At 69.7% G+C, this 14278-nt stretch carries 16 protein-coding genes; 11 read left to right on the top strand and 5 right to left on the bottom strand.

Annotation, left to right across the window (positions count from 1 at the left end):
• Positions 1–2: 2 nt before the first annotated feature.
• Together QNA08_RS13900 and QNA08_RS13895 are read right to left on the bottom strand one after the other, a co-directional pair.
• Complete coding sequence (locus QNA08_RS13900; protein ID WP_283741326.1) at positions 3–944, bottom strand: DUF58 domain-containing protein; 942 nt, start codon at positions 942–944, stop codon at positions 3–5.
• Between the two features lie 11 nt (positions 945–955).
• Positions 956–1975 (bottom strand): AAA family ATPase, encoded by a 1020-nt coding sequence (locus QNA08_RS13895; RefSeq protein ID WP_283741354.1) that lies wholly within the window; start codon positions 1973–1975, stop codon positions 956–958.
• A 219-nt stretch (positions 1976–2194) separates the two neighbouring features.
• Between QNA08_RS13895 and QNA08_RS13890 the strand changes: the two genes are divergently transcribed.
• The 5 genes from QNA08_RS13890 (at position 2195) to QNA08_RS13870 (ending at position 5371) form a co-directional block, all read left to right on the top strand.
• Entirely contained in the window at positions 2195–2824 is a 630-nt protein-coding gene (locus tag QNA08_RS13890) for a DUF1285 domain-containing protein (RefSeq protein WP_283741325.1), read from the top strand.
• Complete coding sequence (locus QNA08_RS13885; protein WP_283741324.1) at positions 2821–3468, top strand: CoA pyrophosphatase; 648 nt, start codon at positions 2821–2823, stop codon at positions 3466–3468. Before QNA08_RS13890 ends, QNA08_RS13885 begins: the two co-directional genes overlap by 4 nt.
• Positions 3465–3722: a DUF6111 family protein gene (locus QNA08_RS13880; RefSeq protein ID WP_283741323.1), complete on the top strand. Its 258-nt coding sequence runs from the start codon at positions 3465–3467 to the stop codon at positions 3720–3722. Before QNA08_RS13885 ends, QNA08_RS13880 begins: the two co-directional genes overlap by 4 nt.
• Positions 3719–4999 (top strand): CCA tRNA nucleotidyltransferase, encoded by a 1281-nt coding sequence (locus QNA08_RS13875; RefSeq protein WP_283741322.1) that lies wholly within the window; start codon positions 3719–3721, stop codon positions 4997–4999. Before QNA08_RS13880 ends, QNA08_RS13875 begins: the two co-directional genes overlap by 4 nt.
• Positions 5000–5101: 102 nt before the next feature.
• On the top strand, positions 5102–5371 hold the full coding sequence (locus QNA08_RS13870; RefSeq protein WP_283741321.1) for a DNA polymerase family A protein: 270 nt from the start codon (positions 5102–5104) through the stop codon (positions 5369–5371).
• A gap of 300 nt (positions 5372–5671) precedes the next feature.
• On the opposite strand, the gene QNA08_RS13865 is transcribed toward QNA08_RS13870, so the two are convergent.
• The 3 genes from QNA08_RS13865 to QNA08_RS13855 all read right to left on the bottom strand — a co-directional run bounded on the left by QNA08_RS13865 (position 5672) and on the right by QNA08_RS13855 (position 7512).
• The gene (locus tag QNA08_RS13865; RefSeq protein ID WP_283741320.1) at positions 5672–5914 is read right to left on the bottom strand and encodes a YodC family protein; all 243 of its coding nucleotides are present in this window, start codon (positions 5912–5914) and stop codon (positions 5672–5674) included.
• A 113-nt stretch (positions 5915–6027) separates the two neighbouring features.
• Positions 6028–6924 carry an oxygen-dependent coproporphyrinogen oxidase gene (hemF, locus tag QNA08_RS13860; protein WP_283741319.1) on the bottom strand — a complete coding sequence of 299 codons (897 nt, stop codon included), beginning with the start codon at positions 6922–6924 and terminating at the stop codon, positions 6028–6030.
• A gap of 126 nt (positions 6925–7050) precedes the next feature.
• Positions 7051–7512, bottom strand: a complete 462-nt coding sequence (locus tag QNA08_RS13855) for a tRNA (cytidine(34)-2'-O)-methyltransferase (protein WP_283741353.1) — start codon at positions 7510–7512, stop codon at positions 7051–7053.
• Between the two features lie 146 nt (positions 7513–7658).
• Between QNA08_RS13855 and QNA08_RS13850 the strand changes: the two genes are divergently transcribed.
• The 6 genes from QNA08_RS13850 (at position 7659) to QNA08_RS13825 (ending at position 14261) form a co-directional block, all read left to right on the top strand.
• Positions 7659–9560: an ABC transporter ATP-binding protein gene (locus QNA08_RS13850; protein WP_283741318.1), complete on the top strand. Its 1902-nt coding sequence runs from the start codon at positions 7659–7661 to the stop codon at positions 9558–9560.
• A gap of 310 nt (positions 9561–9870) precedes the next feature.
• Positions 9871–10398 carry a ubiquinol-cytochrome c reductase iron-sulfur subunit gene (gene petA / locus QNA08_RS13845; protein ID WP_283741317.1) on the top strand — a complete coding sequence of 176 codons (528 nt, stop codon included), beginning with the start codon at positions 9871–9873 and terminating at the stop codon, positions 10396–10398.
• 52 nt (positions 10399–10450) lie between these two features.
• A complete protein-coding gene (locus QNA08_RS13840) occupies positions 10451–11734 on the top strand; it encodes a cytochrome b (protein ID WP_283741316.1) in 1284 nt (427 codons plus the stop codon).
• Between the two features lie 28 nt (positions 11735–11762).
• Positions 11763–12623, top strand: a complete 861-nt coding sequence (locus QNA08_RS13835) for a cytochrome c1 (RefSeq protein WP_283741315.1) — start codon at positions 11763–11765, stop codon at positions 12621–12623.
• Positions 12624–12771: 148 nt separating this feature from the next.
• Positions 12772–13650 carry an S-methyl-5'-thioadenosine phosphorylase gene (locus tag QNA08_RS13830; protein ID WP_283741314.1) on the top strand — a complete coding sequence of 293 codons (879 nt, stop codon included), beginning with the start codon at positions 12772–12774 and terminating at the stop codon, positions 13648–13650.
• Positions 13651–13715: 65 nt separating this feature from the next.
• Entirely contained in the window at positions 13716–14261 is a 546-nt protein-coding gene (locus tag QNA08_RS13825) for an adenine phosphoribosyltransferase (protein WP_283741313.1), read from the top strand.
• The last annotated feature ends 17 nt before the right edge of the window (positions 14262–14278 follow it).

Raw genomic sequence — 14278 nt, 5'->3', positions numbered from 1 at the left:
CGTCATCCTCCCGCAGCCATGGCGACGGGACCGCGGCCGCCGCGGGCGGCCGAGATCAGCGTCATGACGCGCAGCACCGCCTCGCTCGCCGGGCGATCGGTGTGGTGTACCGTCAGCGTCCAGCCCCGCCGGGTGAGCACGGCGGCGAAGGCCTCGCGATGGGCGGCGATGCGCAGGCGGTAGTCCGCACCCCAGGCGCCGGCGTCGCCGACGCGCAGGCGCGTTCCGGTCTCGACGTCCTCGAGCTCGGCCTGGCCCGTGAAGGGAAAGGTCTCCTCCACCGGATCGACGACCATGATGCAATGGCCGCGCGCGCCACGCGCCGACAGGGCCTCCACCGTGGCCGTGAGTTCGCCGATCGGCATGAGGAAGTCGCTGACGAGGATCGCCTCGTTCGTCGGCGGCAGCGGCTCGCGCGGCGGCAGGTCGGCGGCAAGGCCTGCCTCGTGGCCGGCGAGCGCCTCGGCGAGGCGTTCGACGATGCTGTGCGAGGCGCGCGGCGGCATGGCGCCGAGATGGCCGACGCGCTCGCCACCCTCGACGAGCATCTCCGCCAGGGCGAAGCCGACGACGAGTGCACGTTCCACCTTGGGCACCTCGGCAAGCGAAGAGACGTAGCCCATGGAGGCCGAGCGGTCGATCCACAGCCACACGGTCTGCGCCGCCTCCCACTCGCGCTGGCGCACGTAGAGCCGGTCGTCGTGGGCCGAGCGGCGCCAGTCGATGCGCGCGGCCGCCTCGCCCGGCGTATAGGGGCGGAACTGCCAGAAGCTCTCGCCGGGGCCGGCCCGGCGGCGCCCGTGGATGCCGTGCGCCACCGCTCCCGCCACCCGCCTCGCCTCGAGCACGATACGCGGCAGGCGCGCCGCGAGCCGCAGCGCGCCGTCCGTCTCGCGCCGGCCCGGGGTCCGGTCGGTCGGGGGTAGTACCCGGACACGGGCCATGGTGGCGACCCTCAGTCCAGCCTCTCGACGAGGCGCTGGATCACCCCGGAGATGCTGTGGCCGTCCGCCCGCGCGGCGAATGTGAGCGCCATGCGGTGCTTGAGCACGGGGTCGGCGAGCCGCGCCACGTCGTCAATCGAGGGGGCGAGGCGGCCTTCGATGAGGGCGCGGGCGCGCACGGCGAGCATCAGCGCCTGGCTCGCGCGCGGGCCAGGACCCCAGGCGAGCTTGTCCGTGACCTCGCGCGGGCCTTCCCCATGCCGCCCGGAACGCACTAGGTCGAGGATGGCCTCGACCACGCTCTCGCCCACCGGCAGGCGGCGCACGAGGCGCTGGGCGTTCATGAGCTGCTCCGCCGTCATGGCGGCGGCGGGCCTCCTCTCCTCCGCGCCCGTCGTCTCGATGAGGATGCGCCGCTCGGCGGCACGGTCCGGATAGCCGATGTCGATCTCGAGGAGGAAGCGGTCGAGCTGGGCCTCGGGCAGGGGATAGGTGCCTTCCTGCTCGATGGGGTTCTGCGTTGCAAGCACATGGAAGGGGCGCGGCAGGTCGTGCCGCTCGCCGGCAACCGTGACGTGATGCTCCTGCATGGCCTGCAGCAGGGCCGATTGGGTGCGCGGGCTCGCGCGGTTGATCTCGTCGGCCATCAGGAGCTGGGCGAAGATCGGCCCGCGCACGAAGCGGAAGCTGCGGCGGCGGTCTGCCGTCTCGTCCAGGATTTCGGTGCCGAGGATGTCGGAGGGCATGAGGTCGGGCGTGAACTGCACGCGCCGCGCGTCGAGGCCGAGCACCGTGCCCATCGCCTCCACGAGCTTCGTCTTGGCGAGGCCGGGCACACTGACGAGCAGGCCGTGCCCGCCCGAAAGGACGGTGACGAGCGCGAGCTCCACCACCCGCTCCTGCCCGAAGATGACGGTGCCGATCGCCTCGCGCGCCTTGGCGATGCTCTCCAGCGCCGCCTCGGCTGCGCTGACGACGGCGTCGTCGAGCGCCGTCGGGGTGTTGGCCACCGCAGACCCGGCCGTGCTCATGGTCATGCGCGACTCTCCTTCCGCCCCTGCGTCAGTGTGCCTATGGTCCTATGTCTTCATCAAGGCCAACGGCTGCAAGAAGCCGCGAGAATCCGCAAGGCCGCGGGCGGCCGCTCGCCTTTCCATGTCGCCGGGGCATAACTAGATCACGGCGGGCGGTGCCGAATCGGGCATTGGGCAGAGGCGGATCGCCGCAGGAGCGTGGGGCGCGAGCGCAGGATGCAGCACGGCGCGGACGGAAGCAGGGCGGCGGGGCGCGCGACGGCAGACGCTTCCCCGCCCGGGCTCGAGCGGCTCTTCGCCTCGCTCGGCGGGACCGCCGGCGGCCCGGCGACGCCGCGGCCGGTCGAGCGCTGGAATCCACCCTATTGCGGCGACATCGACATGAGGGTCGCCGCCGACGGTACCTGGTTCTACAGCGGCACGCCGATCCGCCGGCCGGCGCTCGTCAAGCTCTTCGCCTCCATCCTGCGCAAGGACCCGGAGCGATACGTGCTGGTAACGCCGGTGGAATGCGTCGGCATTCACGTGGCGGACGTGCCCTTCCTCGCCGTCGAGATGGCCGTGACCGAGGCAGGCGGTGCGCGCACGCTGCATTTCCGCACCAACGTCGACGACGTGGTCGCAGCCGGAAGCGATCATCCCCTGCGCTTTGCCACGGCGGAGGACGGGGGATTGATGCCCTACGTGCACGTGCGCGGCGGCCTCTGGGCCCGCCTCACGCGGGCGCTCACCCACGACCTCGTGGCACTCGGCGAGGAGCGGATGATGGGAGGGGCGAACCAGTTCGGCGTCGCGAGCGGTGATGCCTTCTTCGTCATGGCGCCCGCGAGCGAGGTGAGCGAATGAACGCGGACGTTCTCGACCGCGAGGGCCTGGTCGACCGCGCCGTGGCGCGGCTGCGCCGCGAGGCACCGCACATCGGCGCGCCCGACCCGCGTGCGCGCGGCGACCACGATCTGCAGACCGAGCCCTGGCCAGCGCCGCCGGACGACCGCCTCACGCCAGCGGCCGTGCTCGTGCCCATCGTGGCCCGCGAGCCGGAGGTGAGCATCCTGCTCACCGTGCGCTCGGCCGCCCTGCGCCAGCATTCGGCGCAAATCGCCTTTCCGGGCGGGAAGATGGACGCGGGCGACGCCTCGCCGCTCGCGACGGCGCTGCGCGAGGCCGAGGAGGAGATCGGCCTCGAGCGCCGCTTCGTCCGTCCGCTCGGCTATCTCGACACCTACCTGTCGCGCACGGGCTTCCGCATCGTGCCGATCGTCGGCCTCGTCGATCCCGGTTTTCACCTCACGCTCAACCGGCATGAGGTGGACGACACCTTCGAGGTGCCTCTCGGCTTCCTCATGGACACCGCCAATCACCAGCGCCACGCGCGCGAATGGCAGGGCACGCTGCGCCACTATTATGCAATGCCCTACGGCGATCGCTATATATGGGGCGTGACGGCCGGCATCATCCGGAATCTCTACGAAAGGCTCTTTGGGCCATGACGCGGGCGCTGTTCGAGGAACTGGTGCTGTTCCTGGCGCCTTTCGTGATCTTCGCCCTCTACCTCGTCCTGCGCCGGCGCAATCCCTTCGCCAAGGCGCATTGGAACGGGCAGGTGCCGTGGCTCGCGATCGCCGGCCTTCTCGTCGTGATAGCCGGGCTCGTCTATACCGGACTCGTCGCCGAGCGCCGCACCGGTGCCTATGTGCCGCCGCATCTCGAAAACGGGAAGCTCGTTCCCGGGCAGTTCAAATGACCCTGGCGGAGGATCGTGTCCGCGCGCTGGTCGCGCGTCCTGCCCTCGCGAGGCTGCTCGCCGTGCTCGACGGCGAGGGCGAGGAGGTGCGGGTGGTCGGCGGCGCCGTGCGCAATGCCCTCATTGATCGCCCGGTGAGCGATGTCGACTGCGCTACCACCGCCCTGCCGCAGGAGGTCGTGCGACGGGCGCGGAGCGCTGGCTTCAAGACGGTGCCGACGGGCGTCGACCACGGTACCGTCACCGTCCTCGTCGAGGGCACGCCTTTCGAGGTGACGACCCTGCGCGTGGACGTTGAGACGGACGGGCGCCGCGCCCGCGTCGAATACGGGCGCGACTTCGCGGCCGACGCACGCCGGCGCGACTTCACCATGAACGCCCTCTATGCGGACCGCGAGGGGCGGATTCACGATCCGGTCGGCGGCTTGGCCGACCTTGCGGCCGGGCGCGTGCGCTTCATCGGCGATGCCGCCGCACGCATCCGCGAGGATTACTTGCGCATCCTGCGCTTCTTCCGCTTCCACGCCGACTATGCCAAGGGCCCGCTCGACCCCGAGGGTCTCGCCGCGACGGTGCGCGAGCGGGATGGCCTCGACCAGCTGTCGCGCGAGCGCGTGCGGACGGAACTCCTGAAGCTCATCGCGGCACGGCGGGCGGTCGAGACGGTCGCGGCGCTTGCCGACGCCGGCCTCCTGCAGCGCATCCTCGGTGACGTCGGCGAACTGGGGCGCCTCGCCCGCGTCGCCGAGGCCGAGGCGCGGGCGGGCTCCGCGCGCGACCCCTTGCTGCGCCTCGCGGCGCTCGCGGTGCGCACGGCAGAGAATGCGGAGGCCCTCAAGGAGCGGCTGCGCCTCTCGAACGCGGAGTATCGGCGCCTCGCGGCGATCGGCCGCCTGCTGCCGCACCTGCACGGGAGCGGCGAGGCGCTCGACGCGCGGGCGGTGCGCCGTCTCGCCGTCGGTCACGGCCTGCTGGCCCTGTCCGACACGCTTGCGATCCTCGACGGAGAGCCGCTTCCGCGGCTCACGCCGGAAGGGAGCGCCCTGCTAGCCCGCTTCCGGCAGGGCGCGGAGGCTCCACCGGTCTTTCCGCTCGGCGGAGCAGACGTCGTGGCGACCGGGGTGCCGAAGGGACCGCGCGTCGGCCGCATCCTCGCCGAAGCCGAAGCCCGCTGGCTCGACGCCGACTGCCCGCGGGATCGGGCAGTGCTGGCTGGCATCCTGGCCGAGGCGATCGCGGCCGTGACGGGCAAGACGGGGCACAAGGCGGCGGGCTGACGCCCGCCCGTGCGGCCGTCTTCCCCCGCAGCGCACGACTCGCATCGGCCCCGGCGGGAAGCTACAGTTGGCGGGCATTCAATCGTTTCGGGGGCAGATGCCATGTCCCGCGCCCCGCATCGCCCGATCGACCTCGCAAGGCGGCTCGCCGCCCGCCGCGACGCCGCCGCGGCCCGGCGGCGAGAGGGCGAGACCGGTGCCCTGTGGCGCCGCGAGACCTTCACCCTGCCGCGCGAGGAGGCACGGGAAAAGGCGCGCGAGTGGTTCGCGCGCTTTCCCAAGGCCGCGTACATGACCGAGGTGGAGAGCTGGCGAGAGCGCGACGACGGCCTCATCGAGTTCACCATGCGCCGCCTGCCGAGCGCCGATTAGAGGCCGTCCCCGGAGCCGGAACGGCAACGATACATGGCCCCATGATCCCGCCGGCCTTCGACCTGATCGGCGCAATCGGCCGCACAACCACCTTCGCTCGTCGTCTTCCCGGGCCTGTCCCCGGGGATCTCGATCGGAAGGGCGTCGCTCCTGACCGACAGGAATGGCCGGGGCAGGCCCGGCCATGAGAAGGAAGACGTGTGGGCGATCCGGCGAGACCGGAAAGGGGCGCTTGTCCTAGGGATCGCACATCTTCGGGCGTGACGGGCATTGCGCCCGCGACCCCTTGTTTCTCGGCGCTCAGCCGACCCGGCGCAGTTCCTCGTCCTCTTCTTCCTCTTTTTTCTCCGCCTCATGGTCCTCGTCATCGAGGTCGTCCTGCGCAACGCCGATCAGGCAGGCCGCCGGAAGGACGGCGGTGCGGAAGTTGTCCTCGTCTTCCGCGTACCAGACGCAGGAGACGCCCCCGATCGCGATCTCCGCCACGGTCAGGGTCGGACCGCCGGACTTGAGCATGACGACATCGCCGATCTCGAAGCTCATCTCGTCCTCCTCAGGCTGTGGCCCGCAACCGCGCGGGCAAGCGCGAGGAGGATTAGCAGCCGGTTGTGACAGGCGTGATGAGCGCCGGCTAAGGCTTCCGCCCGCCAGGTGGCCTACGGCCAGCGCACGGTCGGCGGCAGGGACGAGAGGATCGATTCGACGTTGCCGCCCGTCTTGAGCCCGAAGATGGTGCCGCGGTCGTAAAGGAGGTTGAACTCCACGTAGCGCCCGCGGCGGATCTGCTGCTCCTCGCGCTCGGCCTCCGTCCAGGGGGTGGCGAAGTTGGCGCGCACGATGCGCGGATAGGCGTCGAGGAAGGCCTCGCCCACGCTCTTCGTGAAGGCGAGGTCGGCGGCGAAGTCGTTCGACCAGTGATAGTCGTAGAAGATGCCGCCGATGCCGCGCGGCTCGTTGCGGTGCTTCAGGAAGAAATACTCGTCGCACCACGCCTTGTAGCGGTCGTAGGGCGCGACCGCCTCGTGCGCGGCGCAGGCGGCGTGCATGGCGGCGTGGAAGGTCCTGGCGTCGGGGTCGTCCTGGCTGCGGCGCCGCTCAAGCATGGGGGTGAGGTCCGCCCCGCCGCCGAACCAGGGCTTCGTCGTCACGACGAAGCGCGTGTTCATATGCACGGTCGGCACGTGCGGGTTCCACGGATGGGCGATGAGCGAGATGCCCGAGGCCCAGAAGCGCGGATCGGCGTCCGAGCCGGGGATCTGGCCGCGGAATTCGGGGGCGAACTCGCCGAAGACGGTGGAGACGTGCACGCCCACCTTCTCGAAGACGCGGCCGCGCATGACACCCATGACGCCCCCGCCGCCGGGCGCGCCCGTGTGGTCGGTGCGCTGCCAGGGCCTGCGCTCGAAGCGCCCCGGACTCTCCGCACCGGGGAAGAAGGGGCCCGGCGCCTCGTCCTCGAGCGTCTCGAAGGCGGCGCAGATACGGTCGCGCAGGGTCTCGAACCACTCGCGCGCGTCTGTCTTCCAGCGGGGGAGGTCAGCGGGCTCGGTCACGGGGCTGCATCCTGGTCCGGTTGCGATCGCGCCGAGGCTTACGGGGTTCGCCCCGGTGCGGGCAAGGCACCGCCCGCTGCCGCAAGGGCGGCAGATTGGCGCGCGGATGGCGGTGCCCCGAGGGGCTCAGGCCGGAAACCCGTCCGTCTGCCTGAGCGCCTCGCCGAGGATCATGGCGGCTGAGACCGCCACGTTGAGGGAGCGCAGGCCCGGCCGCATGGGCACGTGGATGCGCGCGTCGGCCGCGGCGTGGACTTCATCGGGGACGCCTGCCGACTCGCGGCCCATGAGGATCACGTCGCCGGGTGCGAAGCGAAAGTGCGTGTAGGGCAGGGTGGCCTTCGTCGTTGCGAGCACCAGGCGCCGGCCGGCCTGCCGGCGCCAGCCGTCGAAGGCGCGCCAGGAGGCGTGGCGCGTAATCTTCACGTCATCCAGGTAGTCCATTCCCGCGCGCCTGAAGGCCCGATCGGAGACTGGAAAGCCCGCCGGCTCGATGATCTCGGCGGCGATGCCGAGACAGGCACACAGGCGCAGCATCGTGCCCGCATTCTGCGGGATGTCGGGCTGGAAAAGCGCAAGATGGAGCAACTCGGCCGGGCTTCCCATCTTCATTTCGTCCGAATTCGTTCCGATTCTGGCAGGCTTCATCGATTCGTTCCGGATCGGGCGCCGCCGCGGCATGCGGCATTGCTGGCCCAGGTCATGTCGTGAGGCCATAACTCGAGGAATTTGCCGTGCTTTCGCACGTGATCGACCGTCTGTTGAGTCCTGCCGAGCGTCGCATAGACGTCTTCACCCCTTTCGACGACCGGCTGACACCGCCGCGCAGCGTGCTGCGCTTCGTCTGGCACTATCTGAAGCCGGCGCGCGCTTGGCTCGTGCTCATCCTCCTGAGCTCCCTCGCCATCGCGCTCGCCGAATCCGGCCTGATGCTCATCGTCGGCTGGCTGGTGGACCAGCTCTCCGCGGCCTCGCCGGAGCACTTCGCACGCGACAACCTCACCATGCTCGTGGGCGGCGCGCTCCTGCTCGTCGTCGGCCTGCCGCTCCTGCACGGCCTCAATGAAGTCTGCGTCAACCAGATCTTCTCGCCGTGCCTGACCAACCAGATCCGCTGGCGCACCCATCTCTACACGCTCGGCCATTCGCTCTCCTACTTCCAGGGCGATTTCGCCGGGCGTCTCGCCAACCGCATCGTGCAGGTGGGGCCGGCGGTGCGCGACATCGCGCTCGGCATCGTCGACAACCTCTGGTTCGTCTTCGTCTATGCCGCCACCGCGATCGCCATCTTCGGCTCGACGGACATCCTCATGGCCCTGCCCGTGGTCGTGTGGCTTGCGCTCTACGTCGCGCTCCTCGCCTATTTCGTGCCGCGGGCGCAGGTGCGCGCCGAGGCGGTGGCCGAGCGCCGCTCGACGCTCGTCGGCCGCATCGTCGACACCTATACGAACATCCTGACCGTCAAGCTCTTCGCCCGGCAGGACGCCGAGCGTTCGGCCGTGCACGGCGCGATTGCCGAGCATACGGCGAGCTACCTGAGGCAGATGCGGCTGATGACGGGCGTGGCCGTCACGCTCTCCACGCTGAATGCGGCCCTCTTCGTCGTATCTGTGGGCGTCGCGATCCTGCTCTGGTCGCGCGGCGAGATGAGCACGGGCGCGATCGCCGCGGCACTCGGCCTCGTCCTGCGCATCACCGCCATGTCCGGCTGGGTGATGCACGTGGTGCGTGACGTGTTCGAAAACATCGGCGTGGTGCAGGAAAGCATGGAGACGATCGTGCATCCGCACGGCGTCGTCGATGCGCCGAACGCGCGGCCCCTCGTCGTGTGCAGGGGCGAGATCCGCTTCGAGAAGGTGGGCTTCCACTACGGCAAGCAGTCCTCGGTCATCGCGGGGCTCGACCTCGTGGTCCGGCCCGGCGAGAAGATCGGCCTCGTCGGGCCGAGCGGCGCCGGCAAGTCCACGCTCGTCAACCTCCTTCTGCGCCTCTACGACCTCGAGCAGGGCCGCATCCTCGTCGACGGGCAGGACATCGCCCAGGTGACGCAGGATTCGCTGCGCTCGCAGATCGCGGTGGTGACGCAGGACACCTCGCTCCTGCACCGCTCCATCCGTGACAACATCCGCTACGGACGATCGGATGCCACGGAGGAGGACATCGCCCGGGCGGCCGGGCTCGCTGCCGCCCACGGCTTCATCCTCGGCCTCGAGGATCATCGCGGCCGACGCGGCTATGATTCGCAGGTGGGCGAGCGCGGCGTGAAGCTCTCCGGCGGTCAGCGCCAGCGCATCGCCATCGCCCGTGTGCTCTTGAAGGACGCGCCGATCCTCATCCTCGACGAGGCGACCTCGGCGCTCGACTCGGAGGCGGAGGCGGCGATCCAGGAGCAGCTCGGCCGCCTGATGGCCGGCAAGACGGTGATCGCCATCGCCCATCGCCTGTCGACGATCGCTGCGCTCGACCGCCTCGTCGTCATGGACAAGGGGCGCATCGTCGAGCAGGGGACCCACGCCGAGCTCGTGGCCGCCGGCAGCCTCTATGCCCGCCTGTGGCAGCGCCAGTCCGGCGGTTTCCTGGGCGAGGCGGAGCCGGGCGTGGCGCGGGACATCCGCGCCGGGGCTCTCACCCGCTGACGAGCCGCGTCCGAGGCCGTCAGACGCCGGTTGCGGGCCGGCCGGGCGGGCGCGCCCGGCCGGCGATCGGCCTATGGACATGGTTCTGGAACCATGCCAAAGAGCCGCCGCGCGGCGACGCCGGGTCGCATTGCGGCCTTGCGCGCCGCTGTGCTTGTTGCGCCGATCGTGCGTCGCGCCGGCCCGCCTCTCGCCCCGCCCGGGGCGTTTTTCACGGCAGCGAGCGCGCGGGGCCCGGGTCGTAGCGCCTTGGGTTTCAGGAAGGTTCTTGGATATCAAGGCCTTGGGTTCGAAAGACTGGGGAGCCAACGTGGCTGAGATCGCTACCGCCGAGCCGACCCGGCGAGATTTCCTGTTCATCGCGACCGGCGCCGTCGGGGCCGTCGGCGTCGCCGCCGTCGCCTGGCCCTTCATCAATCAGATGAACCCCGACGCGCAGACCATCGCGGCCGGCGCTCCGGTCGAGGTGGACCTGTCGCCGATCGCCGAGGGGCAGATCGTCAAGCTCTTCTGGCGCGGCAAGCTCATCTTCGTCCGCCACCGGACGAAGAAGGAGATCGAGGAGGCCGAGAAGGTCGACGTCGCCTCGCTGCCCGATCCCCAGCCCGACTCGGCGCGCGTGAAGGACGGCCACGCCCAGTGGCTCGTGGTCTATGGCAACTGCACCCACCTCGGCTGCGTGCCGCTCGGCAACCAGGGGGCCTATGACGGCTGGCTCTGCCCCTGCCACGGTTCCGTGTTCGACACCTCGGGGCGCATCCGCCAGGGGCCGGCGCCGACCAACCTGCCGATCCCGCCCTACGCCTTCCTGAACGACAGCAAGATTCGGATCGGCTGAGGCAGCTCGACGCCGCCCCAACGGAACCCGCGCAACATCAGGCGACCCAGCAATGAGCGGACATTCGACCTACGTTCCGAAAAGCCCGGTCATGAAGTGGTTCGAGAGCCGGCTGCCCCTCTTCGGCCTCATCCACTCGTCCTTCGTGGCCTATCCGACGCCCCGGAACCTGAACTACCTCTGGACCTTCGGCGGCATCCTGTCCTTCATGCTGGTGGCGCAGATCGTGACGGGCATCGTCCTCGTCATGCACTACACGCCGCATGCGACCATGGCCTTCTCTTCCGTCGAGCACATCATGCGCGACGTGAATTACGGCTGGCTCCTGCGCTATCTGCACGCCAACGGCGCGTCGATGTTCTTCATCGCCGTCTACATCCACATGTTCCGCGGCATGTACTACGGCTCCTACAAGGCGCCGCGCGAGGTGCTGTGGATCCTCGGCGTCATCATCTTCCTGCTGATGATGGCCACGGCATTCATGGGCTACGTTCTGCCGTGGGGGCAGATGAGCTTCTGGGGCGCCACCGTCATCACCAACCTGTTCTCGGCGCTGCCCATCGTCGGTGAGCCGATCGTCACCTGGCTGTGGGGTGGCTATTCCGTCGACAACCCGACGCTCAACCGCTTCTTCTCGCTGCACTACCTGCTGCCGTTCATGATCGCGGGCGTCGTCGCCCTGCACGTGTGGGCGCTGCACGTCGTCGGTCAGAACAACCCGACGGGCGTCGATATCAAGAACCCGGCGAAGGACGCCGTGCCCTTCACGCCCTATGCGACCGTGAAGGATGCCTTCGGCCTCGTCTGCTTCCTCGTGGTCTTCGCCTGGTTCGTGTTCTACGTGCCGAACTACCTCGGCCACGCGGACAACTACACCGAGGCCAATCCGGCGGTGACGCCGGCGCACATCGTGCCGGAATGGTACTTCCTGCCATTCTACGCCATCCTGCGCGCCATCCCGAACAAGCTGATGGGCGTCATCGCCATGTTCAGCTCGATCGCGGTGCTCGTCTTCCTGCCCTGGCTCGACACCTCGAAGGTGCGCTCGGCGGTCTACCGTCCGCTGTTCAAGCAGTTCTTCTGGGTCTTCGTCGCGGTCTGCGTCGGCCTCGGCTATCTCGGCGCCATGCCGCCGGAGGGCGGCTACGTGATCGCCGCGCGCGTGCTCACCGCCTACTACTTCATCCACTTCCTCGTCATCCTGCCGCTTCTCGGCCTCTTCGAGACGCCGAGGCCGGTGCCGGCCTCCATCGCGGATGCGGTGCTCGCCAAGCACGGCGGCGGGGCGGCCGCGGCGGTCGCCATGGGCGCGGCGTCCGCGCCGAGCAAGAAGTGAGACGGATCGGGGCAGGGGAACTGACGAAATGAAGAAGACGACCCTCCTCATCGCCGGTGCTCTGGCGGCCACCCTCGCCGCCTTCGCTCCGGCGCACGCCTCCGGCACGGAGAAGCCGCCGCGCGTCTCGTGGAGCTTTGCCGGCCCGTTCGGCACCTTCGACCGTGCGCAGCTGCAGCGCGGCTTCAAGGTCTACCGCGAGGTCTGCTCGAGCTGCCACGCCATGAGCCGCGTCGCCTTCCGCAACCTTGCGGAGCCCGGCGGCCCCGGCTTCTCGGAAGCCCAGATCAAGGCGCTCGCTGCCGAGTACAAGATCAAGGACGGGCCGAATGATCAGGGCGAGATGTTCGAGCGGCCCGGCCGGCCGGCGGACCGCTTCCCGGCGCCTTTCCCGAATGAGAACGCCGCCCGCGCCGCCAATGGCGGCGCCTATCCGCCGGACTTCTCGGTGCTCGCCAAGGCGCGCACCTACGAGCGCGGCTTCCCCTGGTTCCTGTTCGACATCGTCACCCAGTACCAGGAGCAGGGTCCGGACTACATCCACGCGCTGCTGACTGGCTATGCCGATCCGCCGCAGGGTTTCCCCCTGCAGCCGGGGCAGAGCTACAACAAATACATGGCTGGCAACGCCATCGCGATGCCGAAGCCGCTGTCCGACGGCCAGGTGGAATATCCGAAGGGGCCCGATGGCAAGCCGGCCGCGCCCGAGACGGTTGATCAGTACGCCAAGGATGTGACCGCCTTCATGATGTGGGCCGCCGAGCCGCATCTCGAGGCGCGCAAGGCCATGGGCTTCAAGGTCATCCTCTTCCTCATCGTCTTCGCCGGCCTGCTCTACTTCACGAAGAAGAAGATCTGGGCGCGCGTGCACGACGAGGCGCACGCCTGACCGGCTGACGGCATAATCCGGGATCGACGTCCAAAGGGCCCCTCGCAGGGGCCCTTTGTCTTTGGTGCAGGTCCTTCGCCGCGGTGTCATGCGCATGCCGCGTTGACACCGGCCGCCGCCTTCTGCGGGATGGGGGGAGGAGGGGAGCATGGCCAAAGCTGTTCTCGGCATCATCGGCGGTTCGGGGGTCTACGACCTGCCCGGTCTCGAGGACGTGCGCGAAGAGCGGATCGCGAGCCCGTGGGGCGAACCGTCGGATGCGCTCCGCTTCGGTCGCATCGGCTCGGCCCAGGTCGTCTTCCTGCCGAGGCACGGGCGCGGCCATCGCCTGTCGCCGTCCGACATCGACTACCGTGCCAACATCGACGCCCTGAAACGAGCGGGCGTCACCGACCTCGTGTCCCTGTCGGCCTGTGGCTCCTTCAGGGAGGACCTCGCGCCGGGCGCATTCGTGCTCGCCGACCAGTTTGTCGACCGCACACATCGGCGGCAGGGCTCCTTCTTCGGCCGCGGCTGCGTCGCCCACGTCTCCATGGCCCATCCCGTGGGCCCGCGCCTCGCCGCCCGGCTCGTGGCCGCAGCCGAGGCGGAGGGCATCAGGCATCAGGCGGGCGGAACCTATGTCTGCATCGAGGGGCCGCAGTTCTCCTCCCGCGCCGAATCGCTCGGCTACCGGGCAGCCGGCTACGACGTCATCGGCATGACCGCGATGCCGGAGGCCAAGCTGGCGCGCGAGGCCGAGATGACCTATGCGGCCGTCGCCATGGTGACCGACTACGACTGCTGGCACGATGAGCACGGACCCGTGGACGTCGCAGCCGTCGTCGACATGCTCGAGCGGAACGTGGAGAAGGCGCAGCGCCTCCTCGCCCGGCTGGCCCGCGATTTTCCCGCCGAGCACGAGCCCTGTCCGGTCGGGTCCGATCGCGCCCTCGACGGGGCCATCATGACGGCACCCGAGATGCGCGACCCGAGGATCCTCGCGCGCCTCGACGCGGTCGCGGGCCGGGTGCTCGGACGGCCTTGACGGAGGGCCCCGCGGTCTGCCGAATGCGGCCCGGGTACACGGGAAGCGGCAGAGCGAGGCGAGGCATGGACGAGCGGCTGTTGACGGACCTGAAGAGCACGATCCGCTCGATTCCGGACTATCCGAGGCCGGGGGTGATTTTCCGCGACATCACGACCCTGCTCGGCAATGCGCGCGCCTTCCGCCGGGTGGTGGACAAGCTGGTGCAGCCCTGGCCCGGGTCCAAGATCGACAAGGTGGCGGGCATCGAGGCGCGCGGCTTCATCCTCGGCGGTGCGGTGGCACACCAGCTCTCGGCCGGCTTCGTGCCCATCCGCAAGAAGGGCAAGCTGCCGCACGAGACGGTGCGCATCGTCTATTCGCTGGAATACGGTGTCGACGAGATGGAGATGCACCGGGATGCGATTGCGCCGGGTGACCGCGTCATCCTCGTCGACGATCTCATCGCCACCGGCGGCACGGCGGGAGGGGCCGTGCAGCTCCTGCGCAAGATGGGGGCGGAAGTCGTCGCCGCCGTCTTCGTCATCGACCTTCCGGAACTCGGCGGGGCGCAGAAGCTGCGCGAGATGGGTGTGACGGTCCGCACTCTCATCGCCTTCGAGGGGCACTGAGCGACGCCCGCGCCGGC

This window comes from Chelatococcus albus (assembly GCF_030067675.1).
Lineage (GTDB): Bacteria > Pseudomonadota > Alphaproteobacteria > Rhizobiales > Beijerinckiaceae > Chelatococcus_A > Chelatococcus_A albus.
The sequence above is the reverse complement of the archived record's forward strand: the minus strand, read 5'-3'. Positions and strand labels throughout refer to the sequence as shown.

What these genes read in the sequence shown, in the direction of transcription:
- QNA08_RS13900 (WP_283741326.1), bottom strand. Translation starts at nt 944, where the DNA reads ATGGCCCGTGTCCGGGTACTACCCCCGACCGACCGGACCCCGGGCCGG.
- QNA08_RS13895 (WP_283741354.1), bottom strand. Translation starts at nt 1,975, where the DNA reads ATGAGCACGGCCGGGTCTGCGGTGGCCAACACCCCGACGGCGCTCGAC.
- QNA08_RS13890 (WP_283741325.1), top strand. Translation starts at nt 2,195, where the DNA reads ATGCAGCACGGCGCGGACGGAAGCAGGGCGGCGGGGCGCGCGACGGCA.
- QNA08_RS13885 (WP_283741324.1), top strand. Translation starts at nt 2,821, where the DNA reads ATGAACGCGGACGTTCTCGACCGCGAGGGCCTGGTCGACCGCGCCGTG.
- QNA08_RS13880 (WP_283741323.1), top strand. Translation starts at nt 3,465, where the DNA reads ATGACGCGGGCGCTGTTCGAGGAACTGGTGCTGTTCCTGGCGCCTTTC.
- QNA08_RS13875 (WP_283741322.1), top strand. Translation starts at nt 3,719, where the DNA reads ATGACCCTGGCGGAGGATCGTGTCCGCGCGCTGGTCGCGCGTCCTGCC.
- QNA08_RS13870 (WP_283741321.1), top strand. Translation starts at nt 5,102, where the DNA reads ATGTCCCGCGCCCCGCATCGCCCGATCGACCTCGCAAGGCGGCTCGCC.
- QNA08_RS13865 (WP_283741320.1), bottom strand. Translation starts at nt 5,914, where the DNA reads ATGAGCTTCGAGATCGGCGATGTCGTCATGCTCAAGTCCGGCGGTCCG.
- QNA08_RS13840 (WP_283741316.1), top strand. Translation starts at nt 10,451, where the DNA reads ATGAGCGGACATTCGACCTACGTTCCGAAAAGCCCGGTCATGAAGTGG.
- QNA08_RS13835 (WP_283741315.1), top strand. Translation starts at nt 11,763, where the DNA reads ATGAAGAAGACGACCCTCCTCATCGCCGGTGCTCTGGCGGCCACCCTC.
- QNA08_RS13830 (WP_283741314.1), top strand. Translation starts at nt 12,772, where the DNA reads ATGGCCAAAGCTGTTCTCGGCATCATCGGCGGTTCGGGGGTCTACGAC.
- QNA08_RS13825 (WP_283741313.1), top strand. Translation starts at nt 13,716, where the DNA reads ATGGACGAGCGGCTGTTGACGGACCTGAAGAGCACGATCCGCTCGATT.